The 15,508-nt window shown below is 65.0% G+C and carries 15 protein-coding genes and 2 pseudogenes; 7 read left to right on the top strand and 10 right to left on the bottom strand.

The features are described from left to right. Positions 1-46: 46 nt before the first annotated feature. The 3 genes from NV1_RS46885 (at position 47) to NV1_RS21285 (ending at position 3,520) form a co-directional block, all read left to right on the top strand. Positions 47-226, top strand: a complete 180-nt coding sequence (locus tag NV1_RS46885) for a hypothetical protein (protein ID WP_373864641.1) — start codon at positions 47-49, stop codon at positions 224-226. Between the two features lie 606 nt (positions 227-832). Beyond that, on the top strand, positions 833-1,108 hold the full coding sequence (locus NV1_RS45830) for a hypothetical protein (protein ID WP_067893997.1): 276 nt from the start codon (positions 833-835) through the stop codon (positions 1,106-1,108). A 348-nt stretch (positions 1,109-1,456) separates the two neighbouring features. Continuing rightward, positions 1,457-3,520, top strand: coding sequence for an NACHT domain-containing protein (locus tag NV1_RS21285; RefSeq protein WP_067893994.1), 2,064 nt, complete (start codon positions 1,457-1,459; stop codon positions 3,518-3,520). Between the two features lie 989 nt (positions 3,521-4,509). Here the strand turns inward: NV1_RS21285 and NV1_RS21275 are convergent. Continuing rightward, positions 4,510-5,541, bottom strand: coding sequence for a sensor domain-containing diguanylate cyclase (locus NV1_RS21275; protein ID WP_281181864.1), 1,032 nt, complete (start codon positions 5,539-5,541; stop codon positions 4,510-4,512). Between the two features lie 232 nt (positions 5,542-5,773). Between NV1_RS21275 and NV1_RS21270 the strand changes: the two are divergent. Continuing rightward, positions 5,774-5,995 (top strand): annotated as a pseudogene (locus NV1_RS21270) (hypothetical protein); the annotation flags it as partial. On the opposite strand, the gene NV1_RS21265 reads toward NV1_RS21270, so the two are convergent. Beyond that, a complete protein-coding gene (locus NV1_RS21265) occupies positions 5,960-6,679 on the bottom strand; it encodes an ArsR/SmtB family transcription factor (RefSeq protein WP_245713843.1) in 720 nt (239 codons plus the stop codon). The pseudogene NV1_RS21270 and the gene NV1_RS21265 sit on opposite strands and share 36 nt — an antisense overlap. Between NV1_RS21265 and NV1_RS42305 the strand changes: the two genes are divergently transcribed. After that, positions 6,672-6,836: a DsrE family protein gene (locus NV1_RS42305; protein ID WP_084525639.1), complete on the top strand. Its 165-nt coding sequence runs from the start codon at positions 6,672-6,674 to the stop codon at positions 6,834-6,836. The genes NV1_RS21265 and NV1_RS42305 overlap by 8 nt on opposite strands. 43 nt (positions 6,837-6,879) lie before the next feature. Beyond that, positions 6,880-8,055: an NAD(P)/FAD-dependent oxidoreductase gene (locus tag NV1_RS21260; RefSeq protein ID WP_067893984.1), complete on the top strand. Its 1,176-nt coding sequence runs from the start codon at positions 6,880-6,882 to the stop codon at positions 8,053-8,055. A 28-nt stretch (positions 8,056-8,083) separates the two neighbouring features. Here the strand turns inward: NV1_RS21260 and NV1_RS44605 are convergent, their stop codons facing one another. The 7 genes and pseudogenes from NV1_RS44605 to NV1_RS21230 all read right to left on the bottom strand — a co-directional run bounded on the left by NV1_RS44605 (position 8,084) and on the right by NV1_RS21230 (position 11,977). Then, the gene (locus tag NV1_RS44605) at positions 8,084-8,371 is read right to left on the bottom strand and encodes a hypothetical protein (RefSeq protein WP_067893981.1); all 288 of its coding nucleotides are present in this window, start codon (positions 8,369-8,371) and stop codon (positions 8,084-8,086) included. After that, a pseudogene (locus NV1_RS42300) lies at positions 8,331-8,558 on the bottom strand (transposase); the annotation flags it as partial. The pseudogene NV1_RS42300 and the gene NV1_RS44605, both read right to left, overlap by 41 nt. Before the next feature lie 195 nt (positions 8,559-8,753). Continuing rightward, positions 8,754-9,200: a hypothetical protein gene (locus NV1_RS21250; protein ID WP_067893978.1), complete on the bottom strand. Its 447-nt coding sequence runs from the start codon at positions 9,198-9,200 to the stop codon at positions 8,754-8,756. Beyond that, positions 9,197-10,099, bottom strand: coding sequence for a metallophosphoesterase family protein (locus NV1_RS21245; protein WP_067893975.1), 903 nt, complete (start codon positions 10,097-10,099; stop codon positions 9,197-9,199). The genes NV1_RS21250 and NV1_RS21245 overlap by 4 nt, the downstream gene beginning before the upstream one ends. 41 nt (positions 10,100-10,140) lie before the next feature. Continuing rightward, entirely contained in the window at positions 10,141-10,614 is a 474-nt protein-coding gene (locus tag NV1_RS21240; protein WP_373864639.1) for a cupredoxin domain-containing protein, read from the bottom strand. A 72-nt stretch (positions 10,615-10,686) separates the two neighbouring features. Then, positions 10,687-11,367: a Rieske (2Fe-2S) protein gene (locus tag NV1_RS21235; RefSeq protein ID WP_067893972.1), complete on the bottom strand. Its 681-nt coding sequence runs from the start codon at positions 11,365-11,367 to the stop codon at positions 10,687-10,689. A gap of 67 nt (positions 11,368-11,434) precedes the next feature. Continuing rightward, complete coding sequence (locus tag NV1_RS21230) at positions 11,435-11,977, bottom strand: RNA polymerase sigma factor (RefSeq protein ID WP_067893969.1); 543 nt, start codon at positions 11,975-11,977, stop codon at positions 11,435-11,437. 980 nt (positions 11,978-12,957) lie between these two features. On the opposite strand from NV1_RS21230, the gene NV1_RS45150 reads away from it, so the two are divergent. After that, entirely contained in the window at positions 12,958-13,143 is a 186-nt protein-coding gene (locus NV1_RS45150) for a hypothetical protein (protein WP_218027187.1), read from the top strand. A 502-nt stretch (positions 13,144-13,645) separates the two neighbouring features. Here NV1_RS45150 and NV1_RS21225 read toward each other — a convergent pair. After that, positions 13,646-15,007: a DUF4190 domain-containing protein gene (locus tag NV1_RS21225; RefSeq protein WP_067893966.1), complete on the bottom strand. Its 1,362-nt coding sequence runs from the start codon at positions 15,005-15,007 to the stop codon at positions 13,646-13,648. Between the last annotated feature and the right edge of the window lie 501 nt (positions 15,008-15,508).

Here is a 15,508-nt window from a genome sequence, read left to right as displayed (position 1 = left end):
CGATCGCCTCGGCCGTGACCGCACACCGTCGATCCCCGGCCACGAGGTGGCCGGCGTGGTCACTGCTCTCAGCTATGGAACGGCGGGGCTGTCGGTGGGACAGCGAGTGTTCGGCCTCACGGACGCAGGTCGCCACCAGTCCCATGTTCGATGTGCCCCGCCGGGGGCACCAACCTGCGACCCAATTTCCGCAGGTCAGCGGGATTTCGAAGACATTCCCGAATGACCGTGATCAGGAAAACCCAGGTCAGGCGTGTTCCCGTGCGCACTTGCAGGGCACATCGAAGATGGGAACGCACATCGGACGATGCGACGACCAGGACAAAGCAACTCAGCCCGTCTGAGCTCACGCACTGCTCCGCCACCAGTTCGATACGCCAATCCATTATCACTAAAATGATTGCACCGCAAGAATATCGAGTGATGCTGGTGTATCAGTGCTCAGGCGACAACCGATCGCACGCTCGGCGGATACTCGATCTGGTGGTGGGGTCTGATCCCGGCCAGGATCGGTCCCTGGGGATCCGGTGGGAGGCTTTCTGAGCGGCTGCCTGCCAGCAGTAGCGGTGTGGCTCGCTGATGGCTCGCGTTCCATCGCTTTACCGTGCGGGCGTGGCTTGAAAGGGGTCTGCTCTCAGGTGGCGGCGCTTTCCTGCACGGAAATGCTGACCGCTGCATAATGATTCCCGCAACGGGTGTGAGTGATCGAGGGCTGCAACGGTGTCGGACGCATGTGGCGCACCGGCTGGTGGCCGCTTTGCCCTGCCTACCCTGACTCTTCACGGAGCATGTGCTCGTATCGCCGAATGTCGCAATCAGGCACAGGCCGAATGTGAACAGGAATCCGCAGCCGCGCGGCACTACCGGCGGTCCACCGCTGGCCACTCTGGATCGCCTGGCGGCCAAGCGGTTCGAGCTTGTCGGCGACTTGTTGTCGGATGTTACGAAGTTCGCGGCGCTGCTGGTGTTCGGAGCATTGATCACTCCGGAATGGCTGTCTGATTCGTACAAACGAAACCCACTCCTCCAGTTGGGCGATGAGCGGAGCCAGGCCAACACCCGGCTCAGGGTGCTGCGGGTGGTGGACGTAGACATGTGCGTGCGCTGACGACTCGAGTCGAAGAGTGAAACATTCTGTCCGCCAAAGGGATCGCTGGCTTTGGCGTGCGCTCGTTCTGTCACCGAATCGCCCGATTCGCGCTCGTCGGGTGACTGTGCGGCGGCGGGGGCCTGACCGTAATCCGTCTCGTTCGGTGCGAACTGGGCGTGCGGACGTTCGGTACGGGGTAGACACATCGAATGTCGAGCAAGCGTCCGGTCTGTTTTCGGACGAACAGCAAAGCGCGAAATACCTTGATGCGCAATGGTATTGAATCGCTGTCGATTGTACTGTCCGATGCGGCGTAAAACTTCTACGATGGGGCTTGCTCGGGGCGGAGGGTTCGAACGGAGGGTCATGTCGGGCGGAGAAGTCGCCACTATCACGAAGGTCGTTCCTGGTGCGGTATCTGCCGGATTCAAGCTGTGGCGATGGCGGCATCCGGACACCTCGCCGACGACGCTACGAAAACAGGCGGACGACCTGGCCGATCTGGTGAAGAAAACCGAGACCACTCGACTCGAGCAACTCGGGGTAGTAGCCCAGGACGCCGAGATCGGGTTGTCCTTCGACGTGCCGGGTCGCGCTCACAGCGGCACGATGGCAGAGGTCGGCATGTTCTACCGCACAGAGCCGACGCGCCGCCTGGTGATTCTGGGTGGTGCCGGCGCGGGCAAAACGGTTACCGCGATTGAACTGCTGCTGGACATTCTCGAGCATCGGCCCGAGGGCGGCGTGCCGGTCCCGGTACGGGTCAACGCCTCACGTTGGGACAGCAAGACCACGGACGTCGATGCTTGCCTGACCAAGGTGCTGGCTACCGACTACCACCTCAACGCCGCCATCGCCGCTGCCCTGGTGAACTCGAGGCGCATCCTGCCCGTCTTGGACGGTCTGGACGAGATCGATCCGATCGGCCAGGAGCCACTCGAAGCGAGGCGACTGCTCGATGAACTGAACGAACCGCCGTGGCGGTCACAACCGGTGATCGTGATATGCCGCACCGACACCTACGAACTCGCCCGTGGTCTGAGGCCGGCTGGGGATGCCGGACTCCACGCGGCGACCACAGTACGGTTGCGGGACCTGACCACACCCGAAGTCCAGGAGTATCTCGGCAAATACCGGAAAAACACCGGCATCGCAGAAACCCAGTGGGCTCCGGTCACCGATGCACTGGCCGCGCACCCCGACGGTGCGCTCGCCACCGCCTTGCACACTCCCTGGCTGCTCACCCTCACCGTGGCGCATCTCAAGAAGCACGGGCGCGCCGGCGCCGAGGACGTGGTCCGCGCGGGCGACCCCGACGCCCTCGAACAAGTCCTGTTCGCCTCGATGATCCCGACCGCGGTCACCGGCTCAGTCCTTCACAAGCACCGACGACGGTACAACCCCCAGAAGGTCCACCGCTGGCTGCACCAGCTCGCGCTCGCCGGGCAACGGATCCAAGCCCGCCACGGCACAGATATCGCGCTGGACGAAATCTGGCAGCTCAGCCCCCAGCGGTGCTGGACCACCCACATCCTGCTAGCCGGTGTCGTCCTGGCGACCGTGTTCGGCGTCGCTGGGTGGATTGCCAGGAACATCCCACACATCATGCCGTGGGGTCTTCCCGCGTCCGTCGTCGGCACATTCGCATTCGCGATGGTCAGCGGGCTGCGCCGCAACATTCCGGCCCGGCGCACCACATACTCGGGGATCTTCCGCGATCCGCGGAGTTGGCTGATCTCGCTAGGTCTGGGATCCCTGCTCGGCGGGGCCTACGGTCTGATCAACGGAGTGGAGGCCACACGAATCTTCGGCCTCGCAAGCGGGGTGGGCCTCGCAATGCTGAATCTGTGCGTCGGGACGCTGCTGTTCGGCATCATCATACGGTTCGTCTTCTTTCCTCCGCCCGCACGGCCCCGGCTCGACGAACGTGCCGTCATCCGCGACGACCTGCGCGTCGGTGGCACGCTCGCAGCGATCACCATGCTCCCCGCAGCAGTGGGCATGGCGCTCGCGTACCGGCTGGCGTTCCATCTTCCGGCAGCCATGGTGGCACGGTTGATCCCGGTCATGCTGGTGTCGATGTTCACGGTCGTGTTGTTCGTCTCGGCGGCCACCATGCGGTACCTGTGCGCGAAAGCGGTCTTCGTGCTCGGCTCGGACTTCTCCTCCAACCCGGCAGCATTTCTGGAATGGGCGCGGGAAGCCGGACTGCTCCGGATCACCGGTGAGGCTTACCAATTCCGCCACCACACCTTCCAGCAATGGCTCCTGGACCATCCCCCCGCCGGATACCGGGCACGCCGACCACACCAGCAACCGACCGTTCAGACCCACGGCATGCGGGCCCGCGTGACGACGATTGTTGCTCGACTGCACAGACTTCTGACACGGTTAACCAGCTCGTACCGCGATAATGACCACGCACGGTAGCTGCATATCGCGCGATCTTCTGCCGTTCGCAGCCTGCGCGGCAGATTCAGCCAGACGGTCAACCTCTGAGACAACGACTGCCCACCGACGGACAGCCACCAACGGCGCGACCGATGCAGACAAACAGACATCAACCCGGCTTCCGATATTCACATCCCGCATCAAGGGTTGGCGTCTCCCAGCAAAATCGCCGCTCAGTGCAGGACCCATCCTTATAGTGTCCGCCAGGGGCACCCCGAACATAGCAACGGATCTCCGGGCTGCGGGTCGCGCTGCACCGAGACATGCCCGACTCACGCCTTGTCCGGGCGGCCGGTCTGGCGGACGTGCCGTAATGGGTTGGCGGAGGGCAGGTTTAGCTCCGCGAAGGCGGATTGATCCTTAAAGCTGGACAGGCCAGCTGGACAGGCTCGGTGATCGACCGTTTCCTTCGAGCGAGTGGAGAACAGCGTGTGGACACCGTGGAAACCGCGACTACATACGTGATCGCCGAGTTGGAGGCCAAGGGCACCGCCATCTACGATCGTCTTCGCCTCGCAGATCATCAGCGAGGGCTGGGATTTCCGATCGATCGACCGGACCGTGTTCTGGGGTCTAGCCGCCGGCAACCTCGAGCTCTAGGCGGCAGCGCCGACAATGAACACCAGCTCTCCCCAGCAGCGAAGCGGGTTCGACCCTTCGCCGGGTTTCAGGAGTGTCGAGCCGTGGGAATTCCCGACCGCGACCAGGGCTCGGCGCCTCCGAGCGACGCACCCGCCACTGGATGGCATCGGCCATGTGAACGAGGATGCCCTGGCTCGCTTCGCCGTGTCCGGTAGCGCACTGCGGAGCTACCGCTCTCATCGACTGGGGTGATCGGGGTGATCGTTCGCAATTCGTCGGGTTCTCGTTCCCTGTAAGGGATTCCGAGTCGATGACGTCACTGATCAGCAGGGGGATCACGAACCCCGAATGACTGACGGACAGCGATGTTGAACCAGGTTACCGAATCAGTGCGGTTGCTCGGACCGTGTTGTGCCTGGTGGCTCGTCGGGGCTTGTGTCGAGGATGCGCATGACCCATCGGTCTTTGCTGCGGGTCTTGGCCTGATACAGCTCACGGTCCGCGGCGTCGAGCAGGGTAGTGGCGTCGGTGTTCGATGCGGTCGCGATGATTGCCCCGATACTGGCCGATACCCACAACGTGCACCCATTGACGGTGATCGGGCAGGCCAGCGCCGAGAACATCTGGTCGACAACACCAACCACTCGCACCTCGTCGACCGGCGGTGCGAGCAGGGCGACGAATTCATCACCCCCGATGCGGGCCAGGGTGCAGTCCTGCCCTGTCAGCTCATCGTGCAGGAGGTTGGCGACCGCACGCAGGACCTGATCACCGACCCCGTGTCCGTAGCGGTCGTTGATCTGTTTGAACTGGTCCAAGTCGACGAAACACAGCCCCACCCGGTCATTGCCGCCGACCGCGGCGGTCAGCGTCTGGATCCGCTCCAGCAGATACCGTCGGTTGGGCACGCCTGTCAGTGCGTCGTACCGCGCCTGCTGGTGTAATTCGGCGTCCAGGCGTCGCCGTTCGGTAACGTCCTCCCCGACAGCCAGAAGATAGTCCGGGAGTCCGCTCGAGCCCTGCACATAGGAGATCGTGAACGCCGCCCATCCGATGCTGCCGTCGGCCCGGAGCAGCCGGCGTTCCAGCTTCACCGTGCCCTCGCGCGCGCGAACCAGGCGATCGAATACCGCCGTGTCGATCTCGTCCTGGTCGTCGGGATGGGCGAAGCGGTAGACCGAGATCCCCCGCAGCTGCTCGACTGGAACACCGATCATCTCGGCCAAGCTGCGGTTGGCGTACAGAAGAGTGCCACTGGTGTCAGCGATCGCCATCGCTATCGCCGCATTGTCGAACACGCACCGAAATGTTTCCTCGCGCAGGACAAACACTTGATGCTCGGTCCGGCGATGCTCGCGCCCCGTGTGATGGTCCACCCGGCGGCGTACTTCCCCTGTCACTCCACTCGAGCCTCTCATCTCCGCTCGAGCAGGTTCCCGGTAACACTGGGAGTGCCTGCTCGACCCACCAGGGCTTCTTTCCTGCGCGGCAACCACTTTGCCACCCGACGCACACCAATGCGAGGCGATTCCGATCTGGCACAGTGCTTTTCGGGCCGCGCACACCGAGTAGGGCCGCTGGTCGATCGGATCTGTTCTGCTGCACAGCGGGTTCTGCGTGGATCTCGCGAATCGGCTAGCGCAGCCGATCAGCCGGACACTCCACCTCAGCCAGCACCTGGCCAAACTCCGCTTCACCGGCATGGTCGACACCCGCCGCGAGGGCCGCCGGATGATCTACCGCATCCGCGACGGCCATCTGGCCCGCCTGGTCCGCGAGGGCCTCAACCACGCCGACCACGTCATCACCGGGAACCACCCCACGAATAACACCAGCTCACCGCCGCGAGTCACCGACCGCCGCGGCATCTGAGTGCGAGACGCCGCCCCCCGGCTTGGACGCTGGCCAGGCTGGCTGGACGTCCACGGGTAGTCCGGCGAGTGCCCACTCGAGCATGCCTTGATCCAGGCGTTTGAGTGCGCGACCGGCGGTGCGAGCGATCCGGACGGCGTCGGGCGCCATGACGCAGTAGGCGCCCCGGCAGTAGGCGACGATGTCGCGGTCCGCGGGTAGCTCGGCCAGGCGCGCGGCGAGTTCGGTGACGGGGATGCTGATCGCGCCGGGGATGTGTCCGGCCTCGTATTCCTCGTGCGGGCGAACATCGACCAGGGTGATCTCCCCGGTGTCGCGGCGGCGGATGAGTTCGTCGCGGGTGATGGCGTCCTCGGGCGAGCCCAGCACCTCGGCGGCTGCGACCGCGACGTCGGCGAGGTGGGCTTGCGCGACGGTCTGTACCAGGGCGAACAGCCGCGCCACGTCGGTTCCGGCGAGGCGATAGTACTGGCGGGTCCCGTCGCGGCAGGCCTCGACCAGCCCGCCCGCTTTGAGCGATTGCAGGTTCGCTGACGCGGTCGTGAGGTTCATTCCTGTGGTAGTGGCGATCGCCTCGACGGTCCGCTCACCTTGGGCCAGCAGGTCCAGGATCTGCAGGCGGCGGCCATTACCCAGCGCCTTGCCGACGCGGGCGATCTCGTCCAACCTGGCCAAGATGACCACGGCGCTGACCGCAAACGGCGGACAGATCGGCAACTGCGGAGCGTGCATGGACGCCCGCGGTATGGGCGAGGACCGGCTGATCGAGGGCGCGCACCGCTCCTCGATGGCGGAGTTGGCCGACTGGACCGCCTGGGCCGATCAGGTCATCAATGTCTGATCCGAACGACGTCTGATCCGGAGACGCAGGAAACGAGAAGCTCATGAATAAAACGGTGGTCGTTCTCGGTGCGGGCGTGGGCGGACTGGCCGCCGCCGCCGAACTGCGTGCAATGCTGCCCGCACAAGACCGGATCGTACTGGTCGACCGCTCGTTCACCGGCAGCCTCGGCCTATCGATGCTGTGGGTGCTGCGCGGCTGGCGCACCCCCGAGCAGGTTGCCGTCCGCCCCGCCGCGGCGGCCTTACCGGGTGTGGACCTCGTCACCGCCGAGATCGAACGCATCGATCTCGCGACCCGGACCGTGGACTGCGGGCCCGGCGGGTCGATCGGCTACGACGCCCTGGTGATCGCGCTGGGCGCGAGCCTGGACCCCGAGCGGTTGCCGGGCCTGCCCCAGGCCCTGGAAACCGGGGTAGCGGGCCAGTTCTACACCCTCGCCGGGGCCGCTGATCTGCACGATCGGCTCGCGGCGGTCGAGTCGGGGCGAGTGGCTGTGCTGGTCGCGGGAGTGCCGTTCAAGTGCCCGGCCGCACCGTTCGAGGCCGCGTTCCTGATAGCCGACCAACTCGGTGAACGGTTCACCAGCGAGGCCGTGCGGATCGATGTCTACACCCCGGACCCGTTGCCGATGCCGGTGGCCGGACCCGAGGTCGGCAACGCCCTGGTTGCCCTGATGACGGCCAAGGGCATCGGATTCCACGGCGGCATGTCCGCCACCGCCCTCGACCCGCAGGCACGCACGGTCGAATTCGATGACGGCACAAGCGAATCCTTCGACCTGCTCGCCGTCGTGCCGCCACACACTCCGGGCGCGGCGCTCGCCTCGACCGGTCTCGGCCCGGCCGGATGGATCCCGGTCGATCCCGCTACCCTGGCCACCACCACACCGGGCGTATTCGCCATCGGTGACAGCACCGTCCTGCCGCTGGCCAACGGCAAACCGCTGCCGAAAGCGGCCATCTTCGCCGAAGAAGAAGGACAGGTCGCCGCGCACCAGGTCGCCCGTTATCTGGGCTATCACGCCCCCGATACCCGGTTCACCGGCGAAGGCGCGTGTTACGTCGAACTCGGCCAGGGCCTGGCAGCCAAAAGCGAAGGCAATTTCCTGGCCTCGCCCGCTCCGCAAGTGCACCTGCACGAGCCGTCGGCGGCCTACCACCTAGAGAAGGAACAGCAGGAGCGAGAATGGCTGACTCGCTGGAACATTCACCCCTGACCTGATTCACGGCCCCGACCAGACCGATTCACGATGTTCGAGCCGCCGGGAGAATCTGCCACTCCGGCTGGCTCGTGTCGACGTTGGAAGGATGGACGACCTCCTGGTCGACCTTCTCGCGGTCGAGTCTGCCCAGCGCGCGCACGGTGTAGGCGGTCAGTTTCGCCCAGTTGCGGAAGTCGCCGTGCCCGGTGTGAGCGTCAGCGAAGGTGATCGTGTCCGAGTCGATCCCCTTCCAGATCGGATGGAACGCCGGGCCCGCAGGACCTGCTCGGCAACTCGGTTTCCAGTTCTCGTATCCGGCGGCGAGCCGCACGCAATTCCGCTGACTCCGCCGATGGTTTGCCCGGTCGTAGTCCGTGGTCGATGTCGTCCTGGCGCAACCATTTCGACAACGTGACCGGATGGATACCCAGCTCAACTGCGGTTTGCTTGGCCGGTTTGCCTGCCCGGACCAAAGCGATCGCTCGGGTCCGGAACTCGGCGGGATAAGCGCGTGGCACGCGGGTCAGCCTTTCGGTATGGCTGTCAGTTAGCAACCCGACTTGGAACCCATCCGGTGGGGCAGGTCAGACCACTGTGACCCACACCATAGGTAACTGTATAACTATCGGCTGCCTGATTCGGACAAACGAACCACTCCTCCAGCAGAGCGATGAGCAGCGCCAAGCCGACGCTCCCCCGCGGCCCCGAGCCGTTCAGCACGACCGACGAGCGCCGACCGAAATACCCGCCGTGCCAACCTGATTTCGGTCGGCGCGCCGGAGTCGGGACATGGGCAGTAGCGAGGCGGCGCACAGCAGGACCGTCAGCGTTTCGGCGATCACGCTCACGGCCGCCTGCGGAGCCGGGTCCCAGCCGGTCTCGGTGAAACCGAACAGTCCCGTGGTGCGCGCGAGAATGAACGCACCCAGCGCGCCGAGCGCGAGGCCGCCGGTGGCCACCCGCAGCGTCCAGGGACCAGCGAGTACGACGACGGCCAGCCCGAAGGAGGCGGCGGCCTGGATCAGGAACGCGGGACCGATGACATGGATCGAGCGGTAGCCGCGACCGTAGAGCTCGGCATGCGCAAATCCGCTCACTACGAGACTCGCGCTGATGGTGAGGCGCAGGAAGAGATCGGAAATCGTTGGCCGCTTGATCATTTGAGTTCCTGTTCCTTGATCGCGAGCTGCCGCTGCCCCTTCCGGTAGGTGATCTCGCGGATGCCCAGCGCGGCGTGCAGTTTGCCCGCCGGGAGTGTGAGGGGTTTCGGCGCCGGACCGTCGCCCGGGTGGGGCAGCGGGTAGGCGGTGGTGGTGCCGCTGTAGAAGGTGACGTTGCCTTCGGTCTTGGAGAACAGTTGGTGCACATGGCCGTTGAGGCAGGTGACCGAGGAGAACCGGCGAAGGTAGCTCAGGGCTTGTGCGGCATCGTCTGTGCCCCAACCCCATTGGGGGTACATCGCGAACAGTGGGATGTGACTGAAGACGATGATCGGGGTGTCGTCGGTGAGCCCGGCGACGTCCTTGCGGACGAAGTCGAGCTGGTCGGCGCCGAGATGCCCGAGGTTCTGCAGGTTGAGTGTGTTGACCAGCCCGATGACGTGCACACCGGCGATGTCGAAGCTGTACCAGCCGTCGCCGGAGGTGCCTTGCCCGAACACCGCCCGGTAGCGCTGCCCGGCGTCGTCGGTCGAATCGTGCTCACCGGGGACGGTGAAGATATGCGGCGTGGACAGCCCGGTCATCATCTGCCGGACCTGATCGAACTGTCCGGGGGTGGCCAAATGGGTGAGATCGCCGGTGTGGATGACGAAGTCGGGTTGGTAGCCCAGCGCGTTGACCTGCCCGATGGCCTCGGTGAAGGTGCCGGTCACATCGGGGTTGGCGGTGCCCTGGAATCCGATGTGGCTGTCGCTGATCTGCGCGAACCGCAGGGTCGGGCGGTTCGGTGTGGCGTCGGCGGTGCCGGCGACGTGGGAGACGACCTCGCCGCCGACTACGGCCAGGCCGACGGCAGCGCCGAACCAGGCGCTGTGGCGCATGAGTTGACGCCGCGTCATGGCGTGCGGGTCTCGCGGGTCGGTGTGCTCGGGCCGCTCCGTCACGGTGTCACCACAACGGTGGCGCGCATGAACGGGTGAATCGAGCAGATGTACTCGTAGGTACCGGCTTTGGTGAAGGTGAAGGTGTAGCTCCCGCCGTTGTCCATACCGGGGGAACGGAAGCTGCCGTCCTCGGCGGCGACGGTGTGCGGCTCTTCGTCGCGGTTGACCCAAGTGACCGCGGTGCCGACATGCACCGTCAAGGTTTGCGGTGCGAAAGCGAAGTTGTTGATGGTCAACGCGTTCGGCCCAGCCGGCGCCGGAGCTGGAGCCTTGGCCGACGACGACATGCCCGGCATAGCGGGCATAGGGGCGGGGGCGCCCGCAGTCATGCCGACCGTGCCCGACCGGAAGGCGGGGGTGGGTGCGGCGTCGTCCGGGGCGGTGTGCCCGCCGCCGCACGCGCTCATCGTCAGTGCGATCAGTGCTGCCGCGGCGGCGGCCGCGGTTCGTCGTCCGTGGAATCGTCTCATCGGTCCTGCCTCCATACCGTGGGCCCGCGGGGAGCGGGCCGTCATCAACAGATAGGGACCGGGGTTACACCCTCACGCAGGTTCGGTTGGCACGAAAACCTCTATGGCACCATGCTTTTCGCGCACCTGGAATTCCGGCAGCGGTGCGGGCGCTATCGGCAGCTGATGCGTGAGAACCTGCCCGGTGGTGGTGAAGGAGGTCGAATGGCACGGGCAGCGGAGCCGTTCGGCCGGTGCGTCGAGCCACAGCTTGCAACCCTGATGAGTGCACACGCCGGAGACCGCCATCGGGATCCCGTTCCGCCGCACCACGAATCCGCTCACGGTGCCGACGTCGAAGGGCAGCGTGCCGCCCTCGGGCAGATCGGCGGCAGCCGCGACGGGACGCCAGACGCCGTTATTGGGCGTCATCGTCTGCTGGGCGGCCGGTTGGCTGCCGCCGGGAGCGGTGAGGAGCTCATGGTCGATCACGCCGCCGGCGGCGGCAGCCGCGGCCACCGATGATCCGATCAACACCGCGCGCCTCGTGGTGTGGGGAGCGGATCCGTTTGGACTGTCGTCGATTTCGTCGGCCAGCTGCCGATGCAGGCGGGTCAGGAACTCCTCGCTGGGCATATCGCCGCCGAGCCGGGCGGCACGCATTCCGATGGCCGCCCGGAGCTCGTCGGCCTCGGCCTCGTCGGGAGGGAACGAGTGTGGCCGGCGCCCGGCCAATAGATCGTCGACGTACCGATCGACTTCCCGCTCGCTCATGGCCGTGCCTCGCTGACGCTCGATTCCGACACGAGCGAGAGCCCGGCTGTGTCCATAGTTCCCTCACTCATGGGGCGCCCTCCTCGCTCGGCCGGGCCGCCGCCTGTAACGCCCGGTGCTGCAACACCTTCGCGTTCGCCACCGTAACGCCCAGCGCGTTCGCCGCATCGCGTACCGACAGCCCCTGCAGGAATCGCAACTCCAGGATCCGGCGGTAGCGTTCGGGCAGCCGGTCCAGGACCACCCGGGCACGTGCGGCGCTGTTCGAATTCTCCTGCTGTGCAGGAGGATTGTCGGGGATATCGTCGATGACGGTGATCTCCCGGCCCATCCGCGTGCGCCAATGTCCGGCGAGCACGGTGCGGGCGGTGGTGCGCAGGTAGGCGCGGACCTCCGGCACGGTCGCCGAGCTACGCAGCGGCTTGAGCGCGGCCATGAACACCTCGGTGGTGAGATCCTCCGCATCGGGCCGGTTTCCGACCTTCTCGAACATCAGCCCGTACACCCAGCCGACGTTATCGCGGTACACGTCCTCCCAGCTCGAATAGCCCGCGCCGGAAACCAGCCGCAGCTCCCGGCCACCGCCGGGCGCCTCGGCATCGTCCGGCACCCGTGGCCCGGACCTCGACCTCACCACCATCCGACCGCCTTTCGGGCGCAACCATCGGCCACCGCATTCACAACCAGATAGGGAGCCTGGTTACGCCGATACACGTGCGGGGCCGCGGAACCGTTCGAACCCGCCGCATCCGGCGCCGATCGACCGCATCGTGGTGGACATCGGCGGCGCTGCTCGTCGAATCACCGTGATCGGTGCCATCACACGAGTGGCAGTCCACCTCGGACGCTGGGCCCGATTGCCGCCATGCTCCAGGAACTGGAGCATCACCCACCTCGCGTGAGAGACACTGCGCCCGTGCATGATTGATTCTTACAGACACCGCTCCGGACATCACACCTTCGAATTGACGCAGCCACGGGCGACCGTTGTCACCGGGGCCCCTGGTGTGATCCCACCCAGTCGTCATCCGGATTCGTATAGATCGTGACGATATCGCGGTTGGCAGGGTTGTAGATCGACAAACCTTCCAAATGGACACTTCGACCTGGTTATGCTGACCACGCCATAAGATTGCCAGCTGAGCCGGACTCCCCAGGAGCGACACTATGTTCAACACCGGTAGTACAACGAAAAGATTCTCGATACGGTGCGCACTCACCAGTTGCGCTGCAGCGGCGGCAATCATCGGTGGCGGCATAACAGCGGGTGTTGCTGCGGCTGCGGTTCCGCTGGAGCCCGCACCCGCCGCCAACGGACAGCCGACCGGCACCGGGTACCCAATATTCTTGACGCCGTTCACCGGATCGGCCGAATGCTGGTTTCTCGGCAATCCCACTCATTCTGACTGCACAAGCGAGGAATGGTGATGTCAACGCGCTGACTGTCACGTGGGCCTGGCCGCGCGTATTCGGGCGCGCAGCCAATCCCATGCCGCGGCAGCTGATTCACATAAATCGTAGGAGATTCGTAGCACCAAGCCCCGTGATCGGCGAACCCGCTGGTCACGGGGCTTGTTCTATGCTGAGCGCATGAAGGCGACCGAATGGACACTTTCGTACTGCATGGGCGTGGCGGCGTTCGGTGTCAACGACCGGCGGCTGCAACTGCTGCTTGCCGATCCGGGCACCGCGCCGCACGCCGGTGGTGTGCTGGTGGTGGATGATTCCGGGGACCGCAAGGACGGGACGAAGACGGCGCACCTGAGGTGGGAGTAGCTCCGGAACCTCAGCTGGCGTGCTGAGCGTGCCGGTGCCGAGGCCGCCATCGGCTACCTACGTAGCCACCTCGAATACCTCCACTACGACACCGCGCTCGCGGCCGGTTGGCCCATAGCCACCGGCGTCATCGAAGGCGCAGTCAGACATATCGTGGCCGACAGCATCGAAAAAGGCGGTGCGAGATGAGGATTGGCCGGTACCGAAGCAATCCTGACCCTACGCACCGTCATCGACTACCACGACTTCAGCGACTACTGGCGACACCACCTCGCCCGAGAACACCAACGCGTCCACCCCAACGAGACTACCAACTCGCCGCCTGATCAACAGCCCCTACAGAGGAGCCACACCCCCGACGATTCGGCTGATGGATGAGGAGGGTCAGTCGTTCCTGTTGTTGCGCACTTGGCATGGCTGGCGTGATTGACCCGTTCGAAACGCGCTCGGGCGCTTGATAGTTGAAGATGTCGCGGGTGCTCTGATCTTGGACCGGTGACGATCAGAGCGGTGCAGACGGCCACCACTGGTTCATGATGTCGGCACCAGTATGATCGGACCAGGTGACATACACCATGCACGTGGCGCGTGGCTTCTGATCGAAGTAGATATACACCCAGCCTGTCTGTCCGTGATCCCCTCCGACCCAGAGATCCCCGATCCAGACGTGGCCGGTCCCTGACGGGCGCTGCCAGTTCTCGGTGCGAAAGTTGCCCGTCTTTCCCGCGCTGGTCTCGGGGTAATCCGGGTAGGCGAAGCTCTCGGTTGGCAGGCAGACGGCGTTGAAATAGAGGTAGCTGGCTGGGCCAGAGCATTGGATGTCACCCGAAGGAGAGGTAGAAGTCGCTCCGCTTGTGCAGACGCTGCCCATGTAGCCCGTGCCGTTCGGCGCCGCAGAAACGAGGCCGGGAAACCGGTCGGCAACCTTCTTTTCTTGTGGTCTCCAGGTTGTGATGTCTGTGGCGGTAGCAGCGGTTGTCGTGGGAGTGGACGTGAATTGAGCCGCTACGCCGTCACCGGAACGTACGGCGCCGAGTCCAGCGACCACCAGGATTACGATGACGAGAAGTGAAAGATAGCCGAGGACGAGGCCGGCCAAGGCCATTCCGCTGCCGCGCTCGCCGGTCTTCTTGATCTGTGATCGCGCGATGTGGCCGAACGGTATCGCGAGCGGAGCGATGACAACACCGAGCACAACCGCGATCACGGCCAGTGAGTTCGTGGTTGAACTTTGCCCGGCAACGCTCCCCGCCGCAGTTGCCGCGGCATCTGTGCGTGCACGCGCCAGGTTTCGGCCAGCGCCGCCGGTCGCGTCGGTCCGTCCCGACAAGGCTGTCTCGGCACCCAACTGGTTTCGCTGTCCATCGGAGCGAGACGCTGCCGGGTTCAGTGACTGCGATGGACCATCCTGCCGGCACTGCACCGGACTGGGCTCAGATGTCGGCTGCCCGAAGCCTGCGCTGCCGTGGTCGAGCCATCGCGCAGTTGAGCTGTTCATCGTCAGCGCGATCGTGATGATCGGGAAGATCACCGCGCTGATCAACAGTGCGGGACTGCCGACCGCGATCATGTCGAGGCTGCTTGCCAGTGCCTTCACGGCCACGAATTCGATCACTGCATAGGCGATGTCAACCGAGCATGCGGTGACGATGAGCGTGCGGGCCGCCAGCCGCTTCCGCAACAGCTGGATTCCTCCAACCAGTAATGCCGTTCCGATGGCCAGCAGAATCGGAATCGAGATCAGCAGGATCGTGCGGTTCGGCGCCTCCGTCGCACGCATCACGTCATCGCCGAGAACAGCGAACACGCCGATCGCAACAATTGCACCGACCAGCCGGCGCGCTGCGCCCAGCAGGGCGAGCACGCTCGCTGCGATCCCTGTCCCGCCGCTAGGTCGGACTCCATGCGCCGGTATCGAACCGGCGGAGCGAGGGTCCGATTCAGTCATGACCCGCCCCCCTTTCTCCATGAGCAAAGATCAAACCTGGATGACCGGGAAGTCTTCCCCGATGATCTGAAGGTCATCTGGTTTGATCACCCCCCGGAGCGCCAACACCCAGCGGGAAACTGCGCCCGGCTCAAAGTAGTTCAACGACGTGATCTCAGCAATATAGGCCGGAACTGCCCCGGGCGATACGGATATTCTAGATTCGGCTGCCTGATTCGGACAAACGAAACCCACTCCCTGAGCAGGGCGGCAGAGGCATGTGTCGCGTCCGGTTGAATACTGACTCTGATTCCGGACAGGGGTCACGATTCAACCGACGTTGACGGCATGCCCGCACCCCGGCCGCAGGTCCTGTAGGTGGACTGAGACCGAGTCCTCGACGACACCGGCGCAGCCACAGCGATCCGACACCTCTAA

This window comes from Nocardia vaccinii NBRC 15922, from assembly GCF_001613305.1.
GTDB classification, from domain to species: Bacteria; Actinomycetota; Actinomycetes; order Mycobacteriales; family Mycobacteriaceae; genus Nocardia; species Nocardia vaccinii.
The sequence above is the reverse complement of the archived record's forward strand: the minus strand, read 5'-3'. Positions and strand labels throughout refer to the sequence as shown.

Excerpts from the sequence above, each read along its gene's own strand:
- NV1_RS21285 (WP_067893994.1), top strand. The coding sequence starts at position 1,457 with ATGTCGGGCGGAGAAGTCGCCACTATCACGAAGGTCGTTCCTGGTGCG.
- NV1_RS21240 (WP_373864639.1), bottom strand. The coding sequence starts at position 10,614 with ATGAGACGATTCCACGGACGACGAACCGCGGCCGCCGCCGCGGCAGCA.
- NV1_RS42305 (WP_084525639.1), top strand. The coding sequence starts at position 6,672 with ATGACCACGGCGCTGACCGCAAACGGCGGACAGATCGGCAACTGCGGA.
- NV1_RS21260 (WP_067893984.1), top strand. The coding sequence starts at position 6,880 with ATGAATAAAACGGTGGTCGTTCTCGGTGCGGGCGTGGGCGGACTGGCC.
- NV1_RS21235 (WP_067893972.1), bottom strand. The coding sequence starts at position 11,367 with ATGAGCGAGCGGGAAGTCGATCGGTACGTCGACGATCTATTGGCCGGG.
- NV1_RS21245 (WP_067893975.1), bottom strand. The coding sequence starts at position 10,099 with ATGACGCGGCGTCAACTCATGCGCCACAGCGCCTGGTTCGGCGCTGCC.
- NV1_RS21250 (WP_067893978.1), bottom strand. The coding sequence starts at position 9,200 with ATGATCAAGCGGCCAACGATTTCCGATCTCTTCCTGCGCCTCACCATC.
- NV1_RS45150 (WP_218027187.1), top strand. The coding sequence starts at position 12,958 with ATGAAGGCGACCGAATGGACACTTTCGTACTGCATGGGCGTGGCGGCG.
- NV1_RS21275 (WP_281181864.1), bottom strand. The coding sequence starts at position 5,541 with ATGAGAGGCTCGAGTGGAGTGACAGGGGAAGTACGCCGCCGGGTGGAC.